Genomic DNA, 17,774 nt, shown 5'->3' with positions numbered 1-17,774 from the left:
CGATTGCTACGGCCATACGAATACGGTTCGTCGTCACAAACACTAACGAAGCAGGGCGGCACCGAACTCCCGGTACCGCCCTTATTCGCTCACAGCACAATCAAATCACGCCGCTGAAACTTACTCAGCAGCGGCGTCAACCTGCTCCGCCTCAGCGGATTCCGCAGGGTCACCGAACATTTCGGTGGTGTCGACCACATTGCCGTCGGAGTCGGTGACCTTCACCTGACCGACAACTCCGGCCAGCGCCTTGCCACGCTTCACATCGGCGAAGACCGCGCCGAGCTGACCGGCCTGCTGCACCTGCTGGATGAACTGCTCGGGCGACATGCCGTAACGCTGCGCCTGGAACAGGATTCGCTCGGTCAGCTCCTGCTGGCCGACCTGGGTGTTCTCGGCCTCGGCGATGGCGTCCAGCAGCAGCTGGGTCTTCACCGACTTCTCGGCGGCTTCCTGGGTGTCCTTGTCGAACTCCTCGCGGGAGGAGCCCTGTGCCTCCAGCGCCTCGGCCAGCTTGGCCTCGTCGTGGTCGAAACCGTGCACGGCGTCGTGGACCACGGCGTCGACCTCGGCCTTGACGACGGCCTCTGGCAGCGGGACCTCGACGGTCTCGAGCAGGGTGTCGAGCACCTTGTCACGGATGGAGCCGGCCTGCTCGACCTTCTTGACGCGCTCGACGCGGCCCTTCAGGTCTTCCTTGAGCTCGTCGATGGTGTCGAACTCGCTGGCCAGCTGGGCGAACTCGTCGTCGGCCTCGGGCAGCTCGCGCTCCTTGACCGACTGCACGGCCACGGTGATCACGGCTTCCTTGCCCGCGTGGTCGCCCGCCACCAGGGTGGAGGTGAACTCGGCGGACTCGCCGGCCTTGAGGCCGATCACGGCTTCGTCGAGGCCCTCGATCAGCTGACCCGAACCGACCTCGTGCGACAGGCCGGTGGTGGACGCCTCGGGGACGTCTTCGCCGTCGACGGTGGCCGACAGGTCGATCGACACGAAGTCGCCATCGGCCACGGCACGCTCGACACCGGTGAGGGTGCCGAAACGCTGACGCAGCGAGAGCAGCTGCTCTTCGATGTCGTCGTCACCGATGGTGAAGGAGTCGACAGTCACCTCGATGCCCGAGTAGTCGGGCAGCGCGATCTCGGGACGCACGTCGACCTCGGCGGTGAACGCCAGCTCTTCGCCGTCTTCGATCTTGGTGATCTCGATCTCGGGCTGGCCGATGACCTTCACCTCGCCGGCCTGCACGGCCTCGGCGTACTTGTTCGGCAGCGCGTCGTTGACGACCTGCTCGAGCACGGCGCCACGGCCGACGCGGGTCTCGATCAGCTTGGCCGGGGCCTTGCCGGGACGGAAGCCGGGGATCTTGACCTGGTTGGCCAGTGCCTTGTACGCCTTGTCGAAGTCGGGCTTCAGCTCCTCGAAGGGCACCTCGACGTTGATCCGGACCCGGGTCGGGCTCAGCTGCTCGACGGTGCTCTTCACGGACATACTCCTCGGTTCGTAGTTCATGGTGGTGTCCCCGCAAAGGGGCGACGCGCCAAAGTCAGGCACGGCTAAGCCAGGTGCGGCGCATAATGCGCATCCCGACCAGGGTAGTTGACCGCCTGCGCGGTCGCGCAATCGGCGGTTGGTTGTGGGTGGAGCTAGCGGCCGACCTGCACGGCATCGGTGACGAAGACCAGCGTCTCGTTCGGCGCGACGCCGTTGCCACCTGCGCCGTAGCCGAGGTTCGGCGGCACGATCAGCAGTCGGCGAGTGCCCTGCTGCACGCCGATCAAACCCTGGTCCCAGCCTTCGATGACCTGGCCGGTGCCGAGGGTCAGCCCGAACGGCTTGCCGCGCTCGAAGGAGCTGTCGAGTACCTGCTTGTCCGACCAGGTGACCAGCTCGTAGTTCATGGTCAGCGGCTGTTGGGCGACCGCGCCGGGCCCGCTGCCGACGACCAGATCCTTGGTAATCAGGGTCTTGGGGGCGTCGCAGGTGTCGGGGATGGTGATCGTGGGAGCCTCGCCGAACCCGCCGGTGACCTTCACATCGTCGGCGGTGCATTCCAGGCCCGTGCTCTTCCCGCCGGCCGCGGTCGTGCTCGGCGCGCTGCTCGAATCCGAGTCAGAGCCGCAGGCCGCAGTGGTGATCGCGGCGGCCGCGACGAGTCCGATTCCGATGAACCTGGCGAGAGAATGCATGGCCCGCACAGTAATCGACCGTCGTTTCCGGGTCGGGAACCGGCACGACGGTAGGCTCGCGGGTGCATTTCTCCACCGGTGTCGCCGGTCCTGATCGGCGCCCGTGCAGGCCCCCGCGGCGCGGACGGCGCCGCTCACCGATCTCGAGGAGTGTCCGCGATGACCGGAACCACCATGGGCGACACCGCGGCCGACAATGTGGGCGAGGGTCAGGGCAAGACCATCGCCCCGAAGCCCTATGTGCTCACCGACGCACCCGGTCCGCTCTCGCGCGCCGAACTCGTCGCGGTGGACGCGTGGTGGCGCGCGTCGAACTATCTCGCGGTCGGCCAGATCTACCTGATGGGCAACCCGCTGCTGCGCACCCCGCTGGTCCCCACCGACATCAAGCCGCGGCTGCTCGGCCATTTCGGCACCGTGCCCGGCCTGAATCTGGTGTGGGCCCATGCCAATCGGGTGATCCGCGAGCGCGGGTTGAAGGCGGTGTACGTCGCGGGCCCCGGTCACGGTGGACCCGGTCCGAATGCCTGCGCCTGGCTCGAGAACGCCTACACCGAGCTGGAGCCCGATATCCCGCGCGATGTCGACGGCATGCGCAGGTTCTTCCACCGGTTCTCCTTCCCCGGCGGCGTGCCGAGTCACTGCGCACCCGAAACTCCCGGCTCGTTCCACGAGGGCGGCGAGCTCGGCTACTGCCTGCTGCACGCCTACGGCGCCGCCCTCGACAACCCCGATCTCGTCGTGTTCTGCGTGGTCGGCGACGGCGAGGCCGAGACCGGTCCCCTCGCGGGCAGCTGGCACGCGAACAAATTCCTCAACGCCGGTCGCGACGGCGCGGTGGTGCCGATCCTGGCGCTCAACGAGTACAAGATCGCCAACCCGACGATCTTCGCCCGCATCCCCAAAGAGGAACTGGTCGAACTGCTGCGCGGCTACGGCTACGAGCCCCTGATCGTCTCCGGCAACGACCCCGCCCCGGTCCACCAGGCCATGGCCACCGCGATGAACACCTGCATGGACCGGATCGCGCAGTTCCAGAAGGCCGCCCGCGAGGACGGGGACACGAAACGTCCCCGCTGGCCGATGATCGTGATGCACACCCCGAAGGGCTGGACCTGTCCCCCGGTGGTCGACGGCGTGCAGGTCGAGGGCACTTTTCGCGCGCACCAGGTGCCCCTTCCCAACGCACGCACCAACGCCGAACACCGGCGGGTGCTAGAGCTGTGGTTGCGGTCGTATCGGCCGGAGGAATTGTTCGAACAGGACGGCTCGCCGGTGCCCGCCCTGCTGGAGCAGGTCCCCACGCAGCCGATGAGCCTGAACCCGGTTGCCAACGGCGGCTTGCTGATTCGCGATCTCGACCTGCCCGATTGGCGCACCTACTGCGTGGAGGTCGTCGCGCCCGGAGCCGGTCAGCACGAGGCCACCCAGGTGCTCGGCAGCTGGCTGCGCGATGTCACCGCGCGCAACCCGCACAACTTCCTCACCTTCGCCCCCGACGAACTGGTCAGCAACCGGTTGCAAGACATTCTCGAGGTGACCGGGCGCGATTGGCAGGAGGAAGTCGGGCGCTGGGATGTCGATCTGTCGACGGTCGGGCGCGCGGTGGAGGTGCTGTCCGAGCACATGTGCGAGGGCCTGCTCGAGGGCTATCTGCTCACCGGCCGCCACGGCGTGTTCACCTGCTACGAGGCGTTCATCCACATCGTCGACGCCATGTTCAACCAGCACGCCAAATGGCTCGATGCCAGCCTGCAGGTGCCGTGGCGGCGCAAGATCCCCAGCCTGAACTACCTGCTCACCTCCCACGTGTGGCGCCAGGACCACAACGGATTCACCCACCAGGACCCCGGTTTCCTCGACGTGGTGGCGAACAAGAGCCCCGACATCGTGCGCGTGTACCTCCCACCGGACGCCAACACCCTGCTCTCGACCTACGACCATTGCCTGCGGTCACTGCACTACGCCAACGTGGTGGTGGCGGGCAAACAGCCGGGGCCGGACTGGCTGACGGCGGAGGAGGCCGGGCTGCACTGCACACGCGGACTCGGAATCTGGGAATGGGCCTGTCACAACGACGATCTCGGCACGACACCGGATGTGGTGCTCGGCTGCGCGGGCGACGTGCCGACCCTGGAAACCCTCGCCGCGGTCGCGATCCTGCGAGATCGACTGCCGGACTTGCGAATTCGATTCGTCAATGTCGTCGACCTGATGCGCATGCTGCCCGCCGACGAACACCCGCACGGCCTGCCCGACGCCGAGTTCGACGCCCTGTTCACCACCGACCGTCCGGTGATCTTCGCCTTCCACGGCTACCCGTGGCTGGTCCACCGGCTCACCTACCGTCGCACCAACCACGCCAACCTGCACGTGCGCGGGTACAAGGAGAAGGGCACCACGACCACCCCCTTCGACATGGTGATGCTCAACGATCTCGACCGTTTCCACCTGGTGCTCGATGTGATCGACCGCGTTCCCGGGCTGCGTGAGCGGGCGGCCGGTCTGCGCCAGGAGATCGTCGACGCGCGATTGATCGCGCGGCGGTGGACCCGTGAACAGGGCGCCGACATCCCGGTCGTCGCGAACTGGGTCTGGCCGGACTCCGCGATCCCCACCGCGGAGTAACGCAGTTGCGGCCCGAGCCCGCCGTGGCCGACGATTGAGTGGATATGACCGAACCCCGCACCGACCTGCTCCCCCGCGACCGCCGTGATCTCAACGGACCGTTCGATGTGATCGGCGACGTCCACGGCTGCCGCAGCGAACTGGAAACCCTGCTGGGCGAGCTCGGCTACGCCATCGATCGCGACAACCGCGCCCGTCCGATCGGCGCCACCCACCCCGACAATCGCACCGCGGTCTTCGTCGGCGACCTCGTCGACCGCGGCCCCGATACGCCCGGCGTGCTGCGCCTGGTGATGGGAATGGTGGCGGCGAAAACCGCCCTGTGCGTCGCGGGCAATCACGACCACAAACTGATGCGCGCCCTCGACGGCCGCAATGTCCGCATCGCGCACGGCCTCGAACAGTCACTGTCCCAACTGGCCGACGAAGACCTCGAATTCCGCACCGCCGCACACACTTTCCTGCGCGACCTGCCCGCCCACTACCTGCTCGACCGAGGCAAGCTCGTAGTCGCCCACGCCGGTCTGCCCGAGAGTCTGCACGGCGCCACCACCGGCCGGGCCCGCTCCTTCGCCCTCTACGGCGCCCCCACCGGCGAACTCGACGAACACGGCTACCCCGTCCGCTACGACTGGGCGCAGGACTACCGTGGCAGTGCCACGGTCCTCTACGGGCACACTCCGGTCCACACCCTCACCTGGGTGAACAACACCCTGTGCCTCGACACCGGCGCGGTCTTCGGCGGCACCCTGTCGGCGGTGCGCTACCCGGAGCTGACCACCGTCTCCGTTCCCGCCGAACAGGTCTGGAGCGAACGCGCGGGAATCACCCCGGCGCACTAACTCTCGCCGCGCTCCTTCTTGATCTGGCGCCAGCCGCCCGCGCGATTGTCGGCGATGATCTGTTTCAGCATCTTCGACAGGGCTCGTTCGTTGAGGGTCTGGCCCTCGTAGACCGCGACCGTCCTGGCGGTTTTGTTGTCGTGACCACCGGTGATGATGTGGTCCGGGTCGGGCACGATCGCGCCGTCGTAGAGAAAGATGTTCACGTGGGTCTTGGCGGCGAGCAGCGCGCAGATATTGCCGTCGAGGACGAAGTAGGGCTGGATGCGACGTTTGACCGTCTCGGTGACCGCCGGGTCGGCGGCGTGGACGAGCTCACGCACCTGGCGGCAGATCGCCTGCTGCCAAGTGGGTAGCGCGTCGATGTAGGCGTCTACGCGCGGATCGGCGACATACGTCATCGACGGATGATGACACAGCAAATGCTCCGAACACAGCGCGACCAGCGGTTTCGCCGTCCATGTCGAGCGCCCGGCACTTCCGTCGCCGAATCGTCAACGACGAACCCCCGCGTGACGTGCGGATTCGCACCGAGATAGGCCTACCATCAGCACCGGACGACCCGACTCATCGACGAGGAGAGGTTCATGCGCGCCACATTTCTCGCACTGTCCGTACTCGCTCCACTCATGGTCACCGGTGTCGCGGGCGCCGATCCCGCCCCGCCGGGAACCGGAACCTTGACCGCCTGGGCCTTCACCGGCAGCGAACCGATTCCGGTGAATCGAGCCGATATCGCGGTCACGCCGTGCGGCGCCGAGCAGGTGGTCGCCACACTGGTCAGCGGAGCCGACGGGCGCGCGAGCGTGGCGCTGCCGGTGGGTTGCTACGAGGCGAAAGTCGTGGCGGTGCCCGGCGGCTGCGGGCTGGCCGTCACCGAAGCCGTTCGGGTCACACTGACGGCAGGCACCGAGTCGCGCGCGGACTTCCGCTTCGGCTGCGCGTGACGGGCACCGACACGACGACCCTCATCGGCCCCAGCGGAGTGTGGCGGTCCGCCTAGTCCTTCGGGCCGCCCGCCACGTAGAGCACCTGACCGGACACGAAGCCCGCGCCCTCGCTCGCGAAGAACGAGGCCGTGTTGGCGATGTCCTCGGGCGTGCCCACCCGGTTGACCGGAATCGCCGCTGCGGCAGCCGCTTTGAACGCCTCGAAGTCGGCGCCGACGCGGGCGGCGGTGGCCGCGGTCATGTCGGTTTCGATGAAGCCCGGGGCGATCGCGTTGGCGGTGACACCGAACTTGCCGAGTTCGAAGGCGAGGGTCTTGGTGAAGCCCTGCATGCCCGCCTTGGCCGCGGAGTAGTTGGCCTGGCCGCGGTTGCCGAGCGCCGAGGTGCTGGACAGGTTGACGATCCGACCGTACTTCGCCTCGACCATGTACTTCTGCACCGCGCGCGTCATCAGGAAGGCGCCGCGCAGGTGCACGTTCATGACGGTGTCCCAGTCCTCGACGCTCATCTTGAACAGCAGGTTGTCGCGCAGCACGCCCGCGTTGTTGACCAGAATCGTCGGCGGGCCCAGTTCGGTGGCGATCCGCTCCACCGCGGCCGCGACCGCGGCTTCGTCGGACACATCGGCGCCGACAGCCAGCGCGGTGCCGCCCGCGGCCTCGATGGCGGCAACCGTGCCCGCACAGGCGGCTTCGTCGAGGTCGAGCACGGCAACGGCATTGCCATCAGCGGCGAGCTTGGTGGCGACGGCGGCACCGATCCCACGTGCGGCACCGGTGACGATCGCGACCCTGGAGTTAGAAGACATGGGCGCCACCCTATCGCGCCCCGAAATCGAAAAAAGCCCCTGGTACGGGGCTGGATTCGAATGATGGTCGGGGTGACAGGATTTGAACCTGCGACCCTCCGCTCCCAAAGCGGATGCGCTACCAAGCTGCGCTACACCCCGATACCTCATCAGCGAGAACACCGCCGAGGCAATACATGTTTGAGCGGGTGACGGGAATCGAACCCGCACCATCAGCTTGGAAGGCTGAGGTTCTACCATTGAACTACACCCGCAGGCATACGACATCGATGGGATCGCCACGATGTCGTGTGCGACACGACTGTACCGAACCCCGCGCGAAAAACGCCAATCCGGCCTCTGCCTGCCCGATTGATGCGCGCCGGCCGCCGGTGTACCCGACTCCGCACGCGACCGATCGTCGCTGTGCCCGATTAGGGCCTAATGACCCTATCCCCGAAACAGCCTCCCGGCGACGATGGTTGGTGCGCCCATGGGGACCGGCGCCTGCTCCACCGGGGGATTAAATAGGAGAATTTTCCTTAAAAACCTGGCACGTGGGCGGCGAGTAGGCCACCATGAGAGTGCGCGTGACGGTTATTGCCACACCGTCACGACTTGCACCCCGTGCCAGGAGGGACCCATGGCGACGCAACGTCCACCGCCCCGCGGAGGGCACTACGCTGCACGTTTCGGGCTCCCGAAATTCTTTTCGGGAAATGTGTAACGCCGGAGACGCTGTAGCGATGTCATAGCCGATCGCCATTCGCGAGAGACGCGAGAACACGTTCTAGAACGTGACTTTTCGGTCTCGGGTGGCTTGCTAGGATCCTTTTTGCCGGACGGGGGTATCTGGAAAGGGGGCGGTGAGCGTGTACCGAACTCGGTGGACCCAACCGCGTAGCAGTGCGAATGATCGCCGGTGATGTCGATGACCCACATCGAGCCACCGGTCGCCGCGATGGCCCGCGCCTGGGCCCGCGCGGTATGCGCCGAACCGGGCTCTTCCACGGCGCCGCATCAGTTGGAGCCGGTGCTCGTCGACATCGTCGAGCGGCTGCTGCACCTGGCGCGGACCGAACCGTTCCCGGTCCCACAGGCGCGTAAGCTCGGCGCGCGATTGGCCGAGGCGCCCTTCGAACGCACCAGAATGCTGGCCCATGCCAGTCGCTGGCTGCTCGGCTTCCCCTCCGGGGTTCCGGGTTCGCTGGTGGCGACCCGCTGGCCGCTGGTGGCCAGCCAGGCCATCGACAGCTACGCACAGGCACTCCAGGAACGCGCTCTGGCGCAACAGGAACAGAACATCTCGGCGAAAGTGTCACTGCGCGTACAGGAGATCGCCGCGCTGCAGCACCGCTTGCGCCACGAGGCGACCCACGACGCACTCACCGATCTCGCGAACCGCACACTGCTGCAAGAACGGGTGCGCGCGTTCGCCGCCGACCCGAGCCGCGGTGTCGGTGTGCTGGTGGTGGACCTCGACCGCTTCAAACAGATCAACGACGGCTACGGACACGCGATCGGCGACGAGGTTCTGGTCGAACTGGCCAACCGCTTGCGCGAAGTGTGCCCGCCCGACACGGTGATCTGCCGGTACGGCGGCGACGAGTTCGTGGTCGCGGCCAACCCGCGCCGCGACACCCTCGGCGAGCTGGCCCACCGCGTGGTCGCGGCTCTGCGCGACCCGGTGTGGTCGAGCGCGGGCCCGGTACCGGTCTCGGCCAGCGTGGGCACCGCTTTCTGCCCACCGGGAAAAACGTGCGATTTCACCGACTTGCTACGCCGCGCCGACCGCGCGATGTACTCGGCGAAATCGGCGGGCGGGCGGCGTTTCGCGCTCGCTGAATCGGGCGACCCCGAACTGGGAACGGCGGTCGCCGGCTGAGTCGGATCGCGAAGCCTGCACTTCGCGATCCGGCTCAGCCGATTTATTCGGGCTGACAGGTGGGGCACCAGAAGAGGTTTCGGCCCTCCATGACCTTGTGGGCGATGGGGGTTGCGCAGACTCGGCACGGTTCGCCCTGGCGGCGGTAGGTGTAGGTGCGGGGGCGGTCTTTGTTGTAAGACGGTGCGCCGGTGTCGTGTTCGGGGCGAACGACGTGCATGCGGCCGGTGGTGACGCCGATGGGCATCAGGGCGACCAAGTCCGCCCAGAGGGCATCCCACTCGGCGGGGGTGATCGAGGTTCCGGGGCGGAACGGTGAGATGCCGTGGCGGAACAGGACTTCCGCGCGGTAGACGTTGCCGACGCCGGCGATCAGGGACTGGTCCATCAGCAACGCGCCGATTGCTCTGCGGGAGCGGCGGATTCGCTCGCCTGTTCGTTCGTGGTCGGCGTCGGCGCGGAGCGGGTCGGCGCCGAGGCGTGCGGTGAGTGCGTCCACTTCGGGTGGCAGCAGGACTTCGCACGCGGTGGGGCCGCGTAGGTCGGTGCCGAAATCTGTTGCGGCGCCGAGCATTCGCATTCGCACCTGGCCGACCGGCGCCGCCACCGGCAGCTCGACCTCACTGAAGGTGCCGTACAACCCGAGGTGCACATGCACCGTCAGCCCGGACTCGTAGTGATGCAGCAGATGCTTGCCGTAGGCCTCGGCCCGCTCGAGCACCTGCCCGTCCACGAGCGCGGCGCCCTCGGTGAACCGCCCCTGCGGACTCGAAACCCGAACCACCCCACCGGAAAACCGCTGCTGATGCAGGTCGGCGATCCGGTGGAGCGTATGTCCTTCGGGCACTACTCAGTACGCGGGGATCTCGGGGGCGATGCCGGTCTTCTCGTACTCGGCCAGGATATCGATGCGACGCTGGTGGCGCGCCTCCTCCGACCACGCGGTCGCGATGAACGCGTCCACGATGGCGAGAGCCTCGGCGGTGGAGTGCATGCGGCCGCCGATGCCGATCAGGTTGGCATTGTTGTGTTCGCGGGCCAGCACGGCGGTTTCGACGCTCCAGGCCAGGGCGCAGCGGGCGCCGGCGACCTTGTTGGCGGCGATCTGCTCACCGTTGCCGCTGCCACCGAAGACCAGGCCCAGCGAGCCCGGGTCGGCGACGGTGCGACGGGCCGCCTCGATGCAGAAGGCGGGGTAGTCGTCGAGGGCGTCGTACTCGAGGGCGCCACAGTCGACGACCTCCAGTCCGGCCTCCTGCAGATGGGCCTTGACGTGATTCTTCAGTTCGAAACCGGCATGGTCGGCACCCAGGTAAACGCGCATGGCTGCGATTGTCGCAGGCCCGCTTAGAGTCGTTTCATGCACCCGCACGAACCGCATTCCCCGCATTCGGCAGGTCCCCCGCCGGAGCACTCCGACGCCGAGCCCGAGCACACGCCGTCGCTGAACAAGGACACCGCGCCGCCGTCACCGTGGGCACAACCCGACCCGCGGCCCGGTGATGTCCGTGCGCAGGACAACCCTGCGCCGCCGCCGTTCCCCGGCCGCAGCGCGCACCCGAACCCGCCGTTCCCCGGCCCGACGGGTGCCTATCCGCCCGTCACACCCGGTCACTACACCCCCGGCCACGTCCCGCCGGGCGGGCCGCCCGCACACCGCCCGCGCGGCCTGATGCCGTGGGATCGCCCCGCCCGGCATCCGTGGGAGATCCCGCTGCTGATCGTGGTCATCATGATCACCGCGGTGGCGTACCTGCTGGCGCTGCTGCTCACGATGGTGGCGTTGTTCGCCGAGCCGGTGGTAGACGAGAACGGCGTGGAACAAACCAGTTCGATCCTCAGCAGTCCGTACGTGCTGTTGCTGCTGTTCGCGCCGATCCTGCTGTGGGCGGCCCGTGGTCTGAACCTGGCGACCCAGCGGGTGAACGGCGTGAAGATGTCGCCCACCCAGTTCCCCGAGGGGTATCGGATGGTGCAGGAGGCGGCGGCGCGGTTCGGGATGCACAAGGCGCCCGACGCCTATGTCATCCTGGGCAACGGTCAGATCAACGCCTTCGCTTCCGGACACGGGTTCCGCCGGTTCGTCGTGGTCTACAGCGACCTGTTCGAAATCGGCGGCGCCGCACGCGAACCCGACGGCCTCGCTTTCATCATCGGCCACGAGGTCGGCCATATCGCCGCCGGTCACGTGTCGTATTGGCGCCAGCTCGGCATGTTCGCCGCGCAGTGGTTGCCGCTGCTCGGGTCGTCGCTGATCCGCGCGCAGGAGTTCACCGCCGACAATCACGGCTTCTGTTTCCGTCCGCAGGGCGCGCCGAGCGCGATGGCGACGCTGGCCGCGGGTAAGTACCTCAACACCGATGTCGGTGTCGACGAGATGGCCGATCGGGCCGCCACCGATCGGGGCGGTTTCATCTGGTTGGTCAACGCGATGTCGAGCCACCCGGTGCTCACCTGGCGGATGTGGGCGCTGCGTGACCGTTCCAAGCCGGGCCCGATGTTCTGGCGTCCGAGCGCACCGCATCCGGGCATGATCCCGCCGCCGGGTGGCTACCCGCTCAATTCCGCGCCGCCCGCGCTGCCGCCGAAACCGGTCTGACGGGGGCGCCGCTGCCGGCGCCCCCTTTTCACGATCAGTCGAAGACCGGGTCCTCGGTGCGGGTGCGCTTGAGTTCGAAGAAGTGCGGGTACGAGGCCAGCGCGACCACGCCGTCCCACACCCGGCCCGCGTCCTCACCGCGCGGAATGCGCGAGAGCACCGGCCCGAAGAACGCGGACCCGTTGACGTGGATGGTCGGGGTGCCGACATCGGGGCCGACCTTGTCCATGCCCGCGTGGTGGCTGGCCCGCAGCGCCTCGTCGTAATCGGTGCTGGTGGCGGCCTCGGCGAGGTCGGCGGGCAGGTTCAGCTCGGCGAGGGCATCAGCGACGACCGCGGCATAGGTCTGCTGGGGTGTCTCGCGCTCGTACTCGGCCTTGCGGTCGTGGATCCGCGAGCCCATCGCGGTGTAGAGCGGGAGCAGGATCTCGTCGCCGTACTTCTGACCGGCGGCGATGGCGACCCGGACCGGTCCCCACGCGGCGGCCATCATGTCGACGTAGATCTGCGGCAGGTCGTCCTTGCCCTCGTTGAGCACGGCCAGGCTCATCACGTGGAAGCGCGCCTCGATATCGCGCACCTTCTCGACTTCCAGGATCCACCGGGAGGTGATCCAGCACCACGGGCACAGCGGGTCGAACCAGAAATCGGCGACATCCTTGGTGGCCTGTTCGCTCACAGTGGGTTCCTCTCGGGTCAGCCTGCGGCGGGGTTGTCCGCCCGTCGACTGGTGCAACCGCGGCACCGCCGGAATCGTTCCCGTCGGCGCGGACGCGCACTAGGCTCGTGTTGCGAGGAGTCCGGGTCGTCCGCGAGAAGGAGTCCGTTCATGAGCTCGAATCAGCATTTCGTCGTCATCGGTGGGGGTCTCGGTGGGGCGAAGATCGCCGAGGCCTTGCGCGCCAACGACTTCGACGGCCGGGTCACACTGCTGGCTGCCGAGGAAGAGCTACCGTACGAGCGCCCGCCACTGTCCAAACAGCACCTGGCAGGCACCCAGCAACTGCCCGATTTCACCGTCGACCCGGCCGCTTGGTACCGCGATCACCACGTCGACCTGCGCCTGGGCACCACCGCGACAGCGTTCGATCCGATCGCCAAGACGGTGACGCTGCCCGACGGTTCCACCCTCGACTACGACAAGCTGGCCCTGGCCACCGGTTCCCGCGCACGCACACTCGACATTCCCGGCGCCGACGCCCCGAACGTCTACACGCTGCGCACGATCAACGATTCGAACGCGCTCGTCGAGGTACTGCACACCGACAAGCGTCTGGTCATCATCGGCGCGGGCTGGATCGGTCTCGAGGTCGCCGCGCAGGCCCGCGCCAAGGGTGTCGAGGTCACGATCATCGAGTCGGCGGACCTGCCGCTGGTCAACATCCTCGGGCCCGAAATGGGCAAGTTCTACGCCGACCTGCATCGCGCGCACGGCGTAGACCTGCGCACGAACACCACCGTCGACGCGATCCTCACCGACGAGGGCGACGCGACAGCCGTGCAGCTCGGCGACGGGACGGTTATTCCCGCGCAGGCGGTGCTGGTCGCGGTGGGCGCCCAGCCGAATATCGAGGCGGCGACCGCGGCCGGGCTTGCGGTCGACGGCGGCGTGCTGGTGGACGCGGCGTTGCGCACCAGCAACCCCGATGTGGTGGCGGTGGGCGATATCGCCGAGGAGGAGCATCCGCTGCTGCATCGGCTGGTCCGTGTCGAGCACTGGGCGACCGCGCTGAATCAGCCCGCCGTGGCGGCGAAGACCATGCTGGGCAAAGTCGCTGTCTACGACCGGCTTCCGTACTTCTTCAGCGATCAGTACGACGTCGGGATGGAGTACACCGGCTACGTCGGGCGCGGCGACGACGTGCGGGTGGTGGTGCGTGGCGATCTCGACAAGCGCGAGTTCGTCGCGTTCTGGCTCGACAAGCAGAACAAGGTGCGCGCGGGGATGAACGTGAACGTGTGGGATGTGACCGACCGGATCAAGGAGCTGATCGGCTCCGAAGAGCCCGTCGATCCCGACCGACTCACGGACACGAACATTCCACTGTGATCCAGTTCACATCATCGGTTGTGTCGAAGACGTCGCATCGGCTCCGACCAGTTGTCGAGCGCGCCACCACGGCGCACCGAACAGGAGCCGAATCATGAAATTCATGCTGGTCAAGACCTACTCCCCCGCCGCCAACTGCGATATCCCGCTGCCGGAATGGGCACCCGAGGACATCGCCGCCCACATCGATTTCCAGCGAGCACTGGGCGAACAGCTCGCCGCCGCGGGCGAACTCGTCGACGCACAGGGCCTCGCCGCCCCCGATCAGGCGATGATCGTGAGCTCCGACGGCCGCTCGGCCCCCGTGGTGACCGATGGGCCGTTCCCGGAGACCAAGGAGTTCCTCGCCGGGTACTGGATCGTCGATGTCGACTCCGCCGAACGGGCGGTCGAGATCGCGGCGCAGGCCTCGGCGGCGCCCGGACCCAACGGCGTGCCGATCGGTGAGTACATCGAGGTGCGTCAGGTGATGAGCGCGCCCGAACCCGCGTGACAGCGCGTATCGAGGACCTGCTGCGTGAACTCGCGCCGCAGGTCCTCGGCGTGCTGGTCCGCCGCTTCGGCGATTTCGACCTGGCCGAGGACTCGGTGCAGGACGCGCTGCTGGCGGCGGCGACGCAGTGGGATCGCGACGGGCTGCCGGACAATCCGCGCGGCTGGCTGATCCAGGTCGCCCAGCGCCGGATGGCCGATGCGGTGCGGACCGAGGTGGCGCGGCGACGCAGGGAGACAACGGATTTCCTGCGCGAGGTGCCCGTGGAAGCGGTCGCGCGCGACGACACGCTCGACATGTACTTCCTGTGCTGCCATCCCGACCTGCCGCCCGCCGGCGCGGTCGCGCTGACGCTGCGCGCGGTCGGCGGCCTGAGTACCGCCGAGATCGCCGCCGCATTCCTCGTCCCCGAATCGACTATGGGGCAACGGATCTCGCGGGCGAAGAAGCGGCTGACGGAGTCGGAGCGACCGTTCGCCGACGGTGCGCACGACAACGCCAGGGTGGATGCGGTGCTGCAGGTGCTGTACGTGATCTTCACCGAAGGCCACACCAGCAGTTCCGGCGCAGGACTTCGCCGCGGCGACCTGTCCGCCGAAGCGATCCGGCTGACCCGCGCGCTCAGTTCGCTGATCCCCGACAACACCGAGGTCACCGGCCTGCTCGCGCTGATGTTGCTCACCGACGCCCGCCGCGCCGCCCGCACCGGACCGCACGGCGAACTGATCCCGCTCACCGAACAGGACCGCTCGCGCTGGGACCGCACGCAGATCACCGAGGGGCTGCGCCTGCTCACCGCGACCCTGCCGTCCGGGCTGACGGGGCCGTACCAGATGCAGGCAGCCATCGCGGGCCTGCACGCCCAGGCGCGGCGGGTCGAAGACACCGACTGGTCACGAATCCTATTGCTGTACAACATGGTCGAACGTGCGACCCCGAACCCGATGATCACCCTCAACCGTGCCGTGGCCACCGCGATGGTGCACGGACCGGCCGCCGGACTATCCGTAGCCGACACCGTCTCCGAGCCGCTCGCGCACTCTCATCGCCTCGCCGCCGTCCGCGGGCACCTGCACGAGATGGCGGGCGAGTCCGCCGCCGCCGTGCGCGAATACCAGCGCGCCGCACGGCAGACCGCGAGCGCGCCCGAACGCGACTACCTCTTGCTACGCGCGGCTCACCTGCGCGCGAGCGGGTAGGTGCCCACCGAGCTCACCCGCTTGCGCACCCGATTCGTCGGCGCGCTCGACCGACGCCGTGACCGGGGCACCGCGCCGCGCCTGGCAGACTCACCTTCATGACGGACGTATTCAGTGCTGGCCTGCTCGTGTATCGCCGCCGCGAGGCAGGGGTCGAGGTGCTGCTCGGGCACATGGGTGGGCCGCTGTGGGCGAAGAAGGATGCCTCCGCGTGGTCGATTCCCAAGGGCGAGTTCGCGGCCGAGGAGGAGTCCGCGCGTGATGCGGCCCGCCGCGAGTTCACCGAGGAACTCGGGCTGCCCGCACCCGAGGGTGAGTGGGCCGAGCTCGGTCAGGTGAGCTATCGCAGCGGGGCCAAACGCAAAATCCTCAAGGTGTGGACCGTCGAGGGCGATCTCGACCCGGCCGACGTGGTGCCCGGCACGTTCGAGATGGAGTGGCCGCCGCGATCGGGGCAGGTCGCGCAGTTCCCCGAGATCGACCGGGCGGACTGGTTCGACCTCGCCACCGCGGCGGAGAAGCTCGGCAAAGGACAGCGGCCGTTCCTGAACCGGCTGGCCATCGAGCTCGGTGGAGATCTGGGGCGTTCGGAGTAGATTTCACAGTATGCCCAGCGACCTGCAGCTGAAGATCATGAACACCGTCCATCGCGCGTTGCTCACAGTGAGCGGCGGCCACATCGGCAACTCCGTCATGGGAATGGCCTCCCTGGAACTCACGACGATCGGCCGCAAGTCCGGCTCTGCGCGCAAGTCCATGCTGACCGCCCCCATCATCGACGGCGACACGATCGTCGTCGTCGCCTCGCGCGGCGGCGACGACACCCACCCAGCTTGGTTCCTCAACCTCCGCGACAACCCTGACGTCGAGGTATCGCTGCGCAACGGACCCGAGCGGCCGATGCGGGCCACCGTCGCCACCCCCGAACAGCGCGCGGAACTGTGGCCGCGGGTCGTCGCCGCGTACAAGGGCTACGGCGACTACCAGAAGAAGACCACCCGCGAGATTCCGCTGGTCCTGCTCACGCCACGAAACTGAGACTCGAGGGCCCATCTTCGCGCGGGCGCCGGGCACGCGGCGACCGCTATACCCGCGCGGCCCGGAACTCGGTCGGGCTGGTGCCGCGCAATCGTTTGAACGCCGCGCTGAAGCCGAACGCGTCGGAGTAGCCCACAGTGGTCGCCACCTGCGCGACGCTGCGGGCGGGGTCGGCGAGGAGTTCCTCGGCTTCGGCCATCCGCCATTCGGTGAGGTAGGCCAGCGGCGGTTCGCCCATCACCTCGGTGAACCGCCGGGCGAACAGGGCACGCGAGACCGCCGCCTCGGTGGCCAGGCTCGCCACGGTCCAACGGTCGAAGGGCCGGTCGTGGATGGCGGCCAGCGCCGGTCCGACCACCGGGTCGGCCATGCCCCGATACCAGGCGGGCGCGCAGTGCTGCTGCTCGGCGAGCCAGGAGCGCAGTGTGCAGACCAGCGCCCAGTCCAGCAGCCGGTCCATCAGCGCCTGCGAGCCTGCGCTCATGCGGACCGCGTCGGCGGCGGATTGTTCCAGCCACCGGCACATTTCGGGGTCCTCGTGGACGACCATCACCTGCGGTAGCGCTCGCAGCAACCGCTCGTGTCGTCGCCCCGAGGCGCGGTAGGCGCCGACGAGCAGCGAAGTCTCGCCTGGCACACCGGTTCTCGTCGGCAGCTCGATCAATTCCGGTGTGGCACAGTTGAAATCGGCGGGTCCGAAGCCGTCGGGCACGAAGCAGGACAGCTCGTAGCGCTCGTGCGGACGATCGAGCGCGGCGGGCGTGTCGGCGAGGTGGAACGGTTCACCGGCCTGTACGAGCGCGGTGTCACCGGCGATCAGACTCGTGCGCGATCCGTCGGCGAGCACCAGCGTGCCACCGCCGCGCAGCACCGTCACCATGATCAGCGGCGCACGATCGGCGAAGCGAATCGTCCACGGTGGGCGCAGCACGGCATGGGCCACGACCGATCCTTCGGCACGAATGCCGCTCAGCAACGAACTCAATGGGTCCACCTCACCAGCGTAGACGAATTCCTATCGACTGGAGATGATCACCCATAGATCGTCCACGTGATCCGCGGTTCACTGAATGGACCGGGCCGACAAGCCCGCATCCGATCGAACAGGAGCCCA

At 67.8% G+C, this 17,774-nt stretch carries 17 protein-coding genes, 2 tRNA genes and 1 pseudogene; 10 read left to right on the top strand and 10 right to left on the bottom strand.

The genetic code is table 11. From position 1 onward, the window contains the following. Positions 1–120: 120 nt before the first annotated feature. The gene (gene tig, locus ACFW6D_RS14535; RefSeq protein WP_379328279.1) at positions 121–1,485 is read right to left on the bottom strand and encodes a trigger factor; all 1,365 of its coding nucleotides are present in this window, start codon (positions 1,483–1,485) and stop codon (positions 121–123) included. Positions 1,486–1,646: 161 nt separating this feature from the next. Beyond that, the gene (locus ACFW6D_RS14530; protein WP_379328277.1) at positions 1,647–2,189 is read right to left on the bottom strand and encodes an FKBP-type peptidyl-prolyl cis-trans isomerase; all 543 of its coding nucleotides are present in this window, start codon (positions 2,187–2,189) and stop codon (positions 1,647–1,649) included. Positions 2,190–2,348: 159 nt separating this feature from the next. Here ACFW6D_RS14530 and ACFW6D_RS14525 point away from each other — a divergent pair, with 159 nt between their 5' ends. Both ACFW6D_RS14525 and ACFW6D_RS14520 read left to right on the top strand, forming a co-directional pair. After that, positions 2,349–4,817: a phosphoketolase gene (locus tag ACFW6D_RS14525; RefSeq protein ID WP_379328275.1), complete on the top strand. Its 2,469-nt coding sequence runs from the start codon at positions 2,349–2,351 to the stop codon at positions 4,815–4,817. A gap of 68 nt (positions 4,818–4,885) precedes the next feature. Continuing rightward, positions 4,886–5,632 (top strand): annotated as a pseudogene (locus tag ACFW6D_RS14520) (metallophosphoesterase); the annotation flags it as partial. Between the two features lie 23 nt (positions 5,633–5,655). Here the strand turns inward: ACFW6D_RS14520 and ACFW6D_RS14515 are convergent. Beyond that, positions 5,656–6,060, bottom strand: coding sequence for a DUF1801 domain-containing protein (locus ACFW6D_RS14515; RefSeq protein WP_379328273.1), 405 nt, complete (start codon positions 6,058–6,060; stop codon positions 5,656–5,658). A 186-nt stretch (positions 6,061–6,246) separates the two neighbouring features. Between ACFW6D_RS14515 and ACFW6D_RS14510 the strand changes: the two genes are divergently transcribed. Beyond that, positions 6,247–6,606: a hypothetical protein gene (locus tag ACFW6D_RS14510; RefSeq protein ID WP_379328271.1), complete on the top strand. Its 360-nt coding sequence runs from the start codon at positions 6,247–6,249 to the stop codon at positions 6,604–6,606. Positions 6,607–6,658: 52 nt separating this feature from the next. On the opposite strand, the gene fabG is transcribed toward ACFW6D_RS14510, so the two are convergent. From fabG to ACFW6D_RS14495, 3 genes are all read right to left on the bottom strand, one after another. Continuing rightward, entirely contained in the window at positions 6,659–7,417 is a 759-nt protein-coding gene (gene fabG / locus ACFW6D_RS14505; protein ID WP_379328269.1) for a 3-oxoacyl-ACP reductase FabG, read from the bottom strand. 64 nt (positions 7,418–7,481) lie between these two features. After that, a tRNA-Pro gene (locus ACFW6D_RS14500) sits at positions 7,482–7,558 on the bottom strand. 42 nt (positions 7,559–7,600) lie between these two features. Beyond that, positions 7,601–7,671: transfer RNA gene (locus ACFW6D_RS14495), tRNA-Gly, on the bottom strand. 656 nt (positions 7,672–8,327) lie between these two features. On the opposite strand from ACFW6D_RS14495, the gene ACFW6D_RS14490 reads away from it, so the two are divergent. Continuing rightward, on the top strand, positions 8,328–9,281 hold the full coding sequence (locus ACFW6D_RS14490) for a GGDEF domain-containing protein (RefSeq protein WP_056821857.1): 954 nt from the start codon (positions 8,328–8,330) through the stop codon (positions 9,279–9,281). 43 nt (positions 9,282–9,324) lie between these two features. Here the strand turns inward: ACFW6D_RS14490 and ACFW6D_RS14485 are convergent, their stop codons facing one another. Beyond that, entirely contained in the window at positions 9,325–10,128 is an 804-nt protein-coding gene (locus tag ACFW6D_RS14485) for an Fpg/Nei family DNA glycosylase (RefSeq protein WP_379328266.1), read from the bottom strand. A 3-nt stretch (positions 10,129–10,131) separates the two neighbouring features. After that, positions 10,132–10,605, bottom strand: coding sequence for a ribose-5-phosphate isomerase (locus ACFW6D_RS14480; RefSeq protein WP_379239195.1), 474 nt, complete (start codon positions 10,603–10,605; stop codon positions 10,132–10,134). Positions 10,606–10,641: 36 nt separating this feature from the next. Between ACFW6D_RS14480 and ACFW6D_RS14475 the strand changes: the two genes are divergently transcribed. Beyond that, positions 10,642–11,880 (top strand): M48 family metalloprotease, encoded by a 1,239-nt coding sequence (locus ACFW6D_RS14475; protein WP_379328264.1) that lies wholly within the window; start codon positions 10,642–10,644, stop codon positions 11,878–11,880. A gap of 34 nt (positions 11,881–11,914) precedes the next feature. Here ACFW6D_RS14475 and ACFW6D_RS14470 read toward each other — a convergent pair whose 3' ends face one another. After that, on the bottom strand, positions 11,915–12,559 hold the full coding sequence (locus tag ACFW6D_RS14470; RefSeq protein WP_379328262.1) for a DsbA family protein: 645 nt from the start codon (positions 12,557–12,559) through the stop codon (positions 11,915–11,917). 150 nt (positions 12,560–12,709) lie between these two features. Between ACFW6D_RS14470 and ACFW6D_RS14465 the strand changes: the two genes are divergently transcribed. The 5 genes from ACFW6D_RS14465 (at position 12,710) to ACFW6D_RS14445 (ending at position 16,660) form a co-directional block, all read left to right on the top strand. After that, entirely contained in the window at positions 12,710–13,930 is a 1,221-nt protein-coding gene (locus ACFW6D_RS14465) for an NAD(P)/FAD-dependent oxidoreductase (RefSeq protein ID WP_379328260.1), read from the top strand. Positions 13,931–14,024: 94 nt separating this feature from the next. Next, complete coding sequence (locus ACFW6D_RS14460) at positions 14,025–14,423, top strand: YciI family protein (protein WP_379328258.1); 399 nt, start codon at positions 14,025–14,027, stop codon at positions 14,421–14,423. Beyond that, positions 14,420–15,622 carry an RNA polymerase sigma factor gene (locus tag ACFW6D_RS14455; protein ID WP_379328256.1) on the top strand — a complete coding sequence of 401 codons (1,203 nt, stop codon included), beginning with the start codon at positions 14,420–14,422 and terminating at the stop codon, positions 15,620–15,622. The genes ACFW6D_RS14460 and ACFW6D_RS14455 overlap by 4 nt, the downstream gene beginning before the upstream one ends. Before the next feature lie 98 nt (positions 15,623–15,720). Continuing rightward, positions 15,721–16,218, top strand: coding sequence for an NUDIX domain-containing protein (locus tag ACFW6D_RS14450; RefSeq protein WP_379328254.1), 498 nt, complete (start codon positions 15,721–15,723; stop codon positions 16,216–16,218). A gap of 10 nt (positions 16,219–16,228) precedes the next feature. Further along, positions 16,229–16,660, top strand: coding sequence for a nitroreductase/quinone reductase family protein (locus tag ACFW6D_RS14445; RefSeq protein ID WP_379328252.1), 432 nt, complete (start codon positions 16,229–16,231; stop codon positions 16,658–16,660). A 46-nt stretch (positions 16,661–16,706) separates the two neighbouring features. Here the strand turns inward: ACFW6D_RS14445 and ACFW6D_RS14440 are convergent, their stop codons facing one another. Beyond that, entirely contained in the window at positions 16,707–17,654 is a 948-nt protein-coding gene (locus ACFW6D_RS14440) for an AraC family transcriptional regulator (protein ID WP_379328250.1), read from the bottom strand. Positions 17,655–17,774 lie beyond the last annotated feature (120 nt).

Origin of the sequence: Nocardia sp. NPDC058705 (genome assembly GCF_042749305.1) — a bacterium.
Taxonomy (GTDB): domain Bacteria; phylum Actinomycetota; class Actinomycetes; order Mycobacteriales; family Mycobacteriaceae; genus Nocardia.
This window is presented reverse-complemented; position numbering and strand designations above follow the sequence as displayed.